This is a genomic window from Caulobacter sp. D5 (assembly GCF_003185805.1).
Lineage (GTDB): Bacteria > Pseudomonadota > Alphaproteobacteria > Caulobacterales > Caulobacteraceae > Caulobacter.
Window position 1 is genome coordinate 1 of sequence record NZ_QHJY01000440.1, and the last position, 6,718, is coordinate 6,718.

The following is a 6,718-nucleotide window of genomic DNA, read 5'->3' on the forward strand; positions in this document are numbered from 1 at the left end:
GGCCGCCTCGATGCGGGCGCGGGCGATGGCGGCGCTGCGGCCGGCGGCCAGCTCGAGGCTCTGCCGCCGGGCGTCGCCCTCGTGCTTGAACACGAGGGCCGACTGCAGCGCGCCGATCAGCAGCACCGGCAGCAGCGCCAACGTCAGGGTCAGCAGCAGGCGGACCCGGATGGTGCCGACGACCTCCGCCGCGCGGCCGTACACGCGCTTCACCGCTGGGTGCTCAAACGCTCCGCATCGGCCAGGATGGCGTGCATCGCGTCGCCGGCGGCGGCGCCGTCACGCTCATAGCCGCCCGACTCGAGGATGGCCTGCAGGGCCCGGCGGGCCCGGCTGACCCGGCTCTTCACCGTGCCGACCGCGCATCCGCAGATGTCGGCCGCTTCCTCGTAGGCGAAACCGCCGGCCCCGACCAGGATCAGGGCTTCGCGCTGTTCCGGCGGCAGCATGGCGAGACTCATGCGCAGCTCGTCCAGCGCCACCGGCGCTTCCGGATCGTCGACCGCCACCAGGGTCCGCTCGGCGGCCTCCTGGTCGAGCTGGCTCTGGCGCCAGGAGCGACGCTTCTCCGAATAGAACTGGTTGCGCAGGATCATGAAGGTCCAGGCCTTCATGTTGGTGCCCAGCTGGAAGCTGGCCCGGGCGTCCCAGGCCTTCATCATGGCGTCCTGCGCCAGGTCGTCCGCGGCCGTCGGGTCACCGGTGAGGGTGCGCGCGAAGGCCCGCAGGTGCGGGATGAGGGTGACGAGCTCTTTCTTGAAGGTCTCGTCACGGACCGGATCGATGGGCGACCGGCCGACTTGCGCTTCGCTCATGCTCAACGCTCTCCCGAAGGCTTTTCAGCCTTGCGCAGAATGTCGAGGAATTCGTCGGGGATGGGCTCGTTGACCACCTCGTCGAACATCTGGCGAAGCTTGACGCCGATGGCCTGCTGACGAAGCCGCGCCTCGTCGAGCGAGGCGGATCCCTTGCGTTGATCTTCCATGGGTACGTGTTCGATCATGTCCTCGACGCCGGTTGTGCGCAGCGTCCGCCCCCTGCGGCCGAATTTATAAATGCTGGAGGTCAACGCCAGATTCCGCATCGGGTTCCATAAGCTTGAGCGTAGAGTGCCAAAAATCGAGTTGCTGCGGAACCGTCGTCGCGCAGGGCACGTTATGCTCCCGATCGAACGGCATAGCTTTGCCGTGATGGACGACCTTTTTTGTTTCGAAGACACTCTACGGGAGGGGTCATGAGTCTTCTTGCCCGACTGGCGCCGCACCTGCCCTACGTTCGCCGTTACGCCCGCGCGCTGACCGGGGATCAGACCACCGGTGATCACTATGTCCGCGTCGCGCTGGAGGCCCTGGCCGCCGGCGAACGCTCGCTCGACGCGGCGCTGTCGCCGCGCGTGGCGCTCTATCGCGTCTTCCACGCCATCTGGCTGTCCTCGGGCGCCCAGCTCGAAGCGCGTCGCGACGACCTCTCCGACGACGCTTCGCAGCGTCTGCTGCGTATCGCCCCGCGGTCGCGCCAGGCGTTCCTGCTGACGGCCCTGGAAGGCTTCACGCCGACCGAGGCCGCCCAGATCCTCGACTGCGACTTCGGCGAGGTCGAGCGGCTGATCGCCGACGCCCAGAGCGAGATCGACGCCGAACTGGCCACCGAGGTGCTGATCATCGAGGACGAGCCGGTCATCGCCGCCGACATCGAGGCGCTGGTGCGCGAGCTGGGTCACGACGTGATCGACATCGCCGCCACCCGCGGCGAAGCGGTCGACGCCGTCGCCCGCAAGACCCCGGGCCTGGTTCTGGCCGACATCCAGCTGGCCGACGGCTCGTCGGGCATCGACGCGGTTAAGGACATCCTGGCCCGCCTCGACGTGCCGGTGATCTTCATCACCGCCTTCCCCGAGCGCCTGCTGACCGGCGAGCGTCCGGAGCCGACCTTCCTGATCACCAAGCCGTTCCAGCCGGAAACGGTGAAGGCCGCCATCGGCCAGGCGCTGTTCTTCCATCCGCGCCGGACCCGCCAGGCGGCCTGACGCGCGAAGCTGAAAAAGACGAAGGCCCCGGCGAGCGATCGCCGGGGCCTTTTTCTTTGTCGAGAGCGCGAAGGCCTCAGTGGGCGGGCGCGGTCTTTTCGCCCGGGGTCTGCTTGGGCGCGGTCTGCACGGTCGTGCCCTGGGCGGCCTCGGCCGGGGTGTCGGCGCCGGTATTGTGCTGGACGGAGGCCAGATCGCCCGAGCGCATGCCCCAGGCCCCGAACAGGGCGATGGCCGCCAGCACGGTCGAGATCACCAGCACCCAGAAGATGTGGCGGCCCCAGCGGCCCTGGCGGGCGCGGGTGGCCTTCAGGGTGGGGCTGTGTTCGGTATTGATGTCGGTCGCCATGGGGACCTCCTGACTTAATTCGCGACGGTGGCGGTGGCGAAATGCTGGACGGTGCCGACCGCCAGCGCCATGCCCAGCACCGTCGCCAGGGCGAGCAGCCGCGAACTCCGGGCCTGCTTGCGTCGACGCTGGGTTTCGAAGACCAGTCCGCCATGCGCGGCTTGATAGGCGCGGATCATCACGTCGCTCCCCATTCGCCCGCGATGTCGCGGGTCGAAGAAACAACGTTCCGCGCACGGCCATGTTCCAGCCGAGGCGATCGTCGGAGCCGCGGAATATCCGCTCGCCGAGGAGGCGAAAAATATTTCGGATTGTTGGGAACGCCGTTTGGGGGAGGTCGTTTACTCTTTGCGGAGGCGGCGACGCCCCCCCGACTTGAGGCTGGTGAAAGCCAGCCTGTCGCCTCCGCACCCCCCTTTCTGTCATGCCTCAGGCGGACCGGACGACCGGCCCGCCTTTCTTCATGCGCGGTCCGATGGACCGGGGGTCAGCGCTTGGGCGGCGCCTCGAGGTCGATGCGCACGTCGGCGCGGCGGCGCAGGGGCCGGGCCTCGCCGTCACGGGTGATCGCGCCCGCGTCGCCGGCGGCCGAGACCTCGAACGACACCTGGCGGAAGCCGACCTTGGCCAGGGCGGCGGTCACCGCGCTGGCGCGGCGTTGAGAGAGGGCCAGATTGGCGTCGGGCGCGCCGACCGCATCGGCCAGGCCCACCACGTGGACGTTCTTGGCCGTGCAGCCCTTGGCCAGGTCGGCCGCGCCGCGCAGCACCTGCCGGGCCTCGCGGGTGATCGCCGCGGAATCGCGGTCGAAATAGATCGACACCGAGAAGTCGTCACAGGCGGCCGGCAAGGCCTCAATCTGCGATCGCGACTTGGGCCAGGGCCCGGTGGCGCACCCCGTCATCGTTGCTCCGATCGCCGCAGCCGCGATCCAGACGCCAGCCTTGTTCATTCGTAGCCCCTCTTTGTGAAACCCGCCGATCGCGAACATGCCAAAGGCGGCCGACGCGCGTCGACCGCCTTCGAAACCCTGTTGGACGGAGCCGCCTCAGCGGGGGCTGCCGTCTTCCCAGAAATAACGACCGCTGCGCGAGTCGTAGTAGTAATACCGTCCGGCGCGCTCGTCATAGTACTGGCGACGATTGACGTTGGTGGCGCCGCAGCCGCCGTCTTCGCGACAGCCCTTCACGGCGCCCGCGGTGCCGCCGATGGCCGCGCCGATGGCCGCGCCCGTGCCTGCGTCGCCCGCGCCGACATTGTTGCCGATCACGGCGCCGGCGAGGGCGCCGAGGGCCGCGCCGCCGGCGGCGTTGCGTTCGGTGTTGCCGGTGGCGGTGCAGGCGCTGGCGAGCAGGCCGACGCCGACCAAGGCGATCATTGTGGTTTTCATCGTGGCTCTCCGTTCGAGCGTGTCCCGGCCAGTCAAACGGAACACCACCACCGGAAGTTCCGGCGAGCCGCTCGACGGTCGGCTTGGGAACTCCGGGGGAACCCCGGCCAAGCGCCGCCGTTAGCTCCGGACGGCGGCCGTTCGGGGCCGCGCCGTCGGGAGCCTTCATGCGCGTCGAACTGGTCGCCAACAGCGCCTCGGGATCGGTCGGACGGGACGGACCCGCCCAGGCCGAGGCCATACTGGCCGAGCACGGCGTCGACGCCAGGGTCCATGCGCCGGCCGGCGGCGAGCTGGAGCCGTGTTTGACCGAGGCCCTGGCCCGCAGGCCCGACGTGCTGTTCGTGCTGGCCGGCGACGGCACCGCCCGGGCGGCGGCCGAGATGGCCGGTCCGGACGGGCCGCTGGTCGCCCCGCTGCCCGGCGGCACCATGAACATGCTGCCCCGCGCCCTCTATGGCGAGCGCGCCTGGCCCCAGGCCCTGAAGGCCTGCCTGACCCATGGCGAGGAAAAGATGATCTCCGGCGGCGAGGTGGCCGGCCGCCTGTTCTTCGTCGCCGCCATCCTCGGCAGTCCCGCCCTGTGGGCCGAGGCGCGCGAGGCCGCCCGGCAGGGGCGGGCCGACCTTGCGATCATGCGCGCCCAGCGGGCTCTGCGCCGGGCCTTCTCCAGCCGGCTGCGCTACGTGCTGGACGGCCGGCCCAAGGAGAAGGCCGAGGCCCTGACCCTGATGTGCCCCCTGGTCTCCAGCGGCATGGACGCCGACGAGCGGGCCCTGGAGGCCGCGGCCCTGGATCCGACCAACGCCCTCGACATCTTCCGCCTGGGCGTGAAGACGGTGACCGGCGATTGGCGCAACGACCCGGCGGTCAGCGTCCAGCGCTGCCGGATCGGCCGGGCCTGGGCCGGTGGCCGGATCCCCGCCATCCTCGACGGCGAGCCGGTGCGGTTGGACGACCACGTCTCGATCCGCTTCCGCCCCAAGGCCTTCCGCGCCCTGGCCCTGAAGGACGACGCGCCGTGAGCGCGACCGCCTCGCCGGGATCCGTCTTCAAGATGGTCCAGGTCTCCGACGTTCACTTCGGCGGCGAGCATCCGCAGGCCGTCGAGGCGGCGGTCGAGTGCATCCAGGCGGCCAGGCCCGACCTGGTGATCGGCGCCGGCGACCTGACCAAGGACGGCGCCCAGGTCGAGTTCGACGCCGCCCGCGCCTGGTTCGCGCGCCTGCCCCAGCCGCAGCTGCTGGCGCCGGGCAATCACGACACCCCGTTCAAGGGGCCGGTAGAGATCCTGGAGCGGCTGGCGACGCCCTGGCGGCGCTACGAGGCGCGGTTCGGCGACGCCGATGGTCTTTCCTTCCGCGACGAGCGGGCGGCGGTGTTCACGCTCAATTCGGCGCGCGGCGCCCAGATCCGCTGGAACTGGTCGAAGGGGGCTGTGTCACGCGCGCAGACCAGGGCGGTGACCCGTCGCCTGCAGGCCGAACCGCCTGGGCGGTTGAAGGTGGTGGTCTGCCACCATCCGCTGATCGAGATGATGGGCGGGCCGATGACCGCCAAGGTGCGGGGCGGCGAGGCCGCGGCCCTGGCCTTCGCCGAGGCCGGGGCGGATCTCGTTTTGACCGGGCACATCCACGCCCCGTTCGTGCACGCCTATCCTTACGCCGGCGGCTGCACCCAGGCGGTGGGTTCGGGCACGCTGTCGGTGCGCGAGCGCGGCGTGCCGCCCAGCTTCAACATCATCGAGGCCGACGCGACCGAGATGCGCATCACCGCCATGGCCTTCGAGCGCACAGGCTTCGTGGTCTGGCGCACCTGGGCGGTGAACCGCCGGCCCAACTGCAAGGTGGCCTGAACGCAAGAAGGGCGGGACCTTGCGATCCCGCCCTTCTCGAGGTCGGCCCTCGATCGGTCGATTAGACCGGGTACTTCCAGGCTTCGCCATCGCCTTGGGCGGCGGCGTACTGGGCGTCGGCGAACGCCCAGTTGGGCAGGGCGTCGAACCCGGCTTCCAGGAAGCCCTTACGGTTGTTCTGGTGGTCGAGGTAGTAGGCGTGCTCCCACACGTCGCAGACCAGCAGCGGGGTCACGCCCGGCTTGGTCATGGCGCCGTCGGCGTCATGGGTCGAGATCAGCGACAGCTTGTCGCCTTCGGCGACCAGCCAGGCCCAGCCCGAACCGAAGTGGCCGACGCCCTCGGCGACGAACTTTTCCTTCAGGCCGGCCAGGCCGCCGAAGGTCTCGTCGATGGCCTTGGCCAGGGCTTCGCCCGGACCCTGGGTGTCGGCGCTCATGCAGTCCCAGAAGAAGGCGTGGTTCCAGGCCTGGGCGGCGTTGTTGAACACCTTGCCCGGGCCGGCGTCGGCGATGACGGCTTCCAGCGAGCGGGTGTCGCCTTCCGGCAGCAGGCCGTTCAGGGCGTTGACGTACGCCGCGTGGTGCTTGTCGTGGTGGAAGTGCAGCGTGTTGGCCGAGATGGTCGGCTGAAGCGCCTCGTAGGCGTAGGGCAGGTCGGGCAGCTTGAACATGGTTGCTCCATGGCGAAACGCCCCCGGGAAATGGGCCGGGGGCGGTTGAAAGCTAGGCGTTGGCGCGGAAAAAACTTCAGCGCCGGGGCGGTGGTTGTCTCGAAGCCATGAAGGCCTGGGCGACGGCCGCCGTGAAGGTCGGGTTCCTGAGCGCGAAGACTCCGGCCGCCAGGGCCGCGCCGATCGACAGGATCGGACGGTCCTTGACGATGTCGACGATGCGTTCGGCGAAGCCGTTCACTTCCGGCGTCGGGGTGTGGCGCACGCGCTTGGCCTCGGCCCGGTTGGCGGCGATCAGGCCGGCCACGGCGACGATGAAGGCTGTCACCGCCGCGACCACGGCGGCGGCGCCGGCGGGCGTCAGGAACGGGGCCAGCACGGCGAACAGCGCGAAGGCGGCGGCGAACACGCTCACGGCAGCGGCC

Annotated in this window: 11 protein-coding genes and 1 pseudogene; 3 read left to right on the forward strand and 9 right to left on the reverse strand. The window is 70.1% G+C overall.

The genetic code is table 11. The annotated features are described in order from the left end of the window. The 3 genes and pseudogenes from DMC18_RS23065 to DMC18_RS23075 form a co-directional block, all read right to left on the reverse strand. Positions 1-213: pseudogene (locus tag DMC18_RS23065) on the reverse strand (sensor histidine kinase); the annotation flags it as partial. Beyond that, positions 210-815 carry a sigma-70 family RNA polymerase sigma factor gene (locus DMC18_RS23070; RefSeq protein WP_110118973.1) on the reverse strand — a complete coding sequence of 202 codons (606 nt, stop codon included), beginning with the start codon at positions 813-815 and terminating at the stop codon, positions 210-212. The pseudogene DMC18_RS23065 and the gene DMC18_RS23070, both read right to left, overlap by 4 nt. A gap of 2 nt (positions 816-817) precedes the next feature. Then, positions 818-1,003, reverse strand: a complete 186-nt coding sequence (locus DMC18_RS23075) for a NepR family anti-sigma factor (RefSeq protein WP_110118974.1) — start codon at positions 1,001-1,003, stop codon at positions 818-820. A gap of 231 nt (positions 1,004-1,234) precedes the next feature. On the opposite strand from DMC18_RS23075, the gene DMC18_RS23080 reads away from it, so the two are divergent. Further along, on the forward strand, positions 1,235-2,026 hold the full coding sequence (locus DMC18_RS23080; RefSeq protein ID WP_110118972.1) for a response regulator: 792 nt from the start codon (positions 1,235-1,237) through the stop codon (positions 2,024-2,026). 76 nt (positions 2,027-2,102) lie between these two features. On the opposite strand, the gene DMC18_RS23085 is transcribed toward DMC18_RS23080, so the two are convergent. From DMC18_RS23085 to DMC18_RS23095, 4 genes are all read right to left on the reverse strand, one after another. After that, positions 2,103-2,375 carry a hypothetical protein gene (locus DMC18_RS23085; RefSeq protein WP_110118971.1) on the reverse strand — a complete coding sequence of 91 codons (273 nt, stop codon included), beginning with the start codon at positions 2,373-2,375 and terminating at the stop codon, positions 2,103-2,105. Between the two features lie 14 nt (positions 2,376-2,389). Further along, positions 2,390-2,554, reverse strand: coding sequence for a hypothetical protein (locus DMC18_RS26260; protein WP_158285970.1), 165 nt, complete (start codon positions 2,552-2,554; stop codon positions 2,390-2,392). 308 nt (positions 2,555-2,862) lie between these two features. Beyond that, positions 2,863-3,225: an OmpA family protein gene (locus DMC18_RS23090; RefSeq protein WP_233248262.1), complete on the reverse strand. Its 363-nt coding sequence runs from the start codon at positions 3,223-3,225 to the stop codon at positions 2,863-2,865. Positions 3,226-3,423: 198 nt separating this feature from the next. After that, on the reverse strand, positions 3,424-3,765 hold the full coding sequence (locus tag DMC18_RS23095) for a glycine zipper domain-containing protein (RefSeq protein WP_110133347.1): 342 nt from the start codon (positions 3,763-3,765) through the stop codon (positions 3,424-3,426). Positions 3,766-3,932: 167 nt separating this feature from the next. Here DMC18_RS23095 and DMC18_RS23100 point away from each other — a divergent pair, with 167 nt between their 5' ends. Together DMC18_RS23100 and DMC18_RS23105 are read left to right on the forward strand one after the other, a co-directional pair. Then, complete coding sequence (locus DMC18_RS23100) at positions 3,933-4,790, forward strand: diacylglycerol kinase family protein (protein ID WP_110118966.1); 858 nt, start codon at positions 3,933-3,935, stop codon at positions 4,788-4,790. Further along, positions 4,787-5,620 carry a metallophosphoesterase gene (locus DMC18_RS23105; RefSeq protein ID WP_370444004.1) on the forward strand — a complete coding sequence of 278 codons (834 nt, stop codon included), beginning with the start codon at positions 4,787-4,789 and terminating at the stop codon, positions 5,618-5,620. The genes DMC18_RS23100 and DMC18_RS23105 overlap by 4 nt, the downstream gene beginning before the upstream one ends. A gap of 61 nt (positions 5,621-5,681) precedes the next feature. Here DMC18_RS23105 and DMC18_RS23110 read toward each other — a convergent pair whose 3' ends face one another. Next, complete coding sequence (locus DMC18_RS23110) at positions 5,682-6,293, reverse strand: superoxide dismutase (protein WP_110133348.1); 612 nt, start codon at positions 6,291-6,293, stop codon at positions 5,682-5,684. Between the two features lie 76 nt (positions 6,294-6,369). After that, positions 6,370-6,718 (reverse strand): hypothetical protein (locus DMC18_RS23115; RefSeq protein ID WP_110133349.1); only part of this gene is annotated, 349 nt, incomplete at its 5' end.

What these genes read in the sequence shown, in the direction of transcription:
- DMC18_RS23075 (WP_110118974.1), bottom strand. Translation starts at nt 1,003, where the DNA reads ATGATCGAACACGTACCCATGGAAGATCAACGCAAGGGATCCGCCTCG.
- DMC18_RS23070 (WP_110118973.1), bottom strand. Translation starts at nt 815, where the DNA reads ATGAGCGAAGCGCAAGTCGGCCGGTCGCCCATCGATCCGGTCCGTGAC.
- DMC18_RS23110 (WP_110133348.1), bottom strand. Translation starts at nt 6,293, where the DNA reads ATGTTCAAGCTGCCCGACCTGCCCTACGCCTACGAGGCGCTTCAGCCG.
- DMC18_RS23080 (WP_110118972.1), top strand. Translation starts at nt 1,235, where the DNA reads ATGAGTCTTCTTGCCCGACTGGCGCCGCACCTGCCCTACGTTCGCCGT.
- DMC18_RS23085 (WP_110118971.1), bottom strand. Translation starts at nt 2,375, where the DNA reads ATGGCGACCGACATCAATACCGAACACAGCCCCACCCTGAAGGCCACC.
- DMC18_RS23095 (WP_110133347.1), bottom strand. Translation starts at nt 3,765, where the DNA reads ATGAAAACCACAATGATCGCCTTGGTCGGCGTCGGCCTGCTCGCCAGC.
- DMC18_RS26260 (WP_158285970.1), bottom strand. Translation starts at nt 2,554, where the DNA reads ATGATCCGCGCCTATCAAGCCGCGCATGGCGGACTGGTCTTCGAAACC.
- DMC18_RS23100 (WP_110118966.1), top strand. Translation starts at nt 3,933, where the DNA reads ATGCGCGTCGAACTGGTCGCCAACAGCGCCTCGGGATCGGTCGGACGG.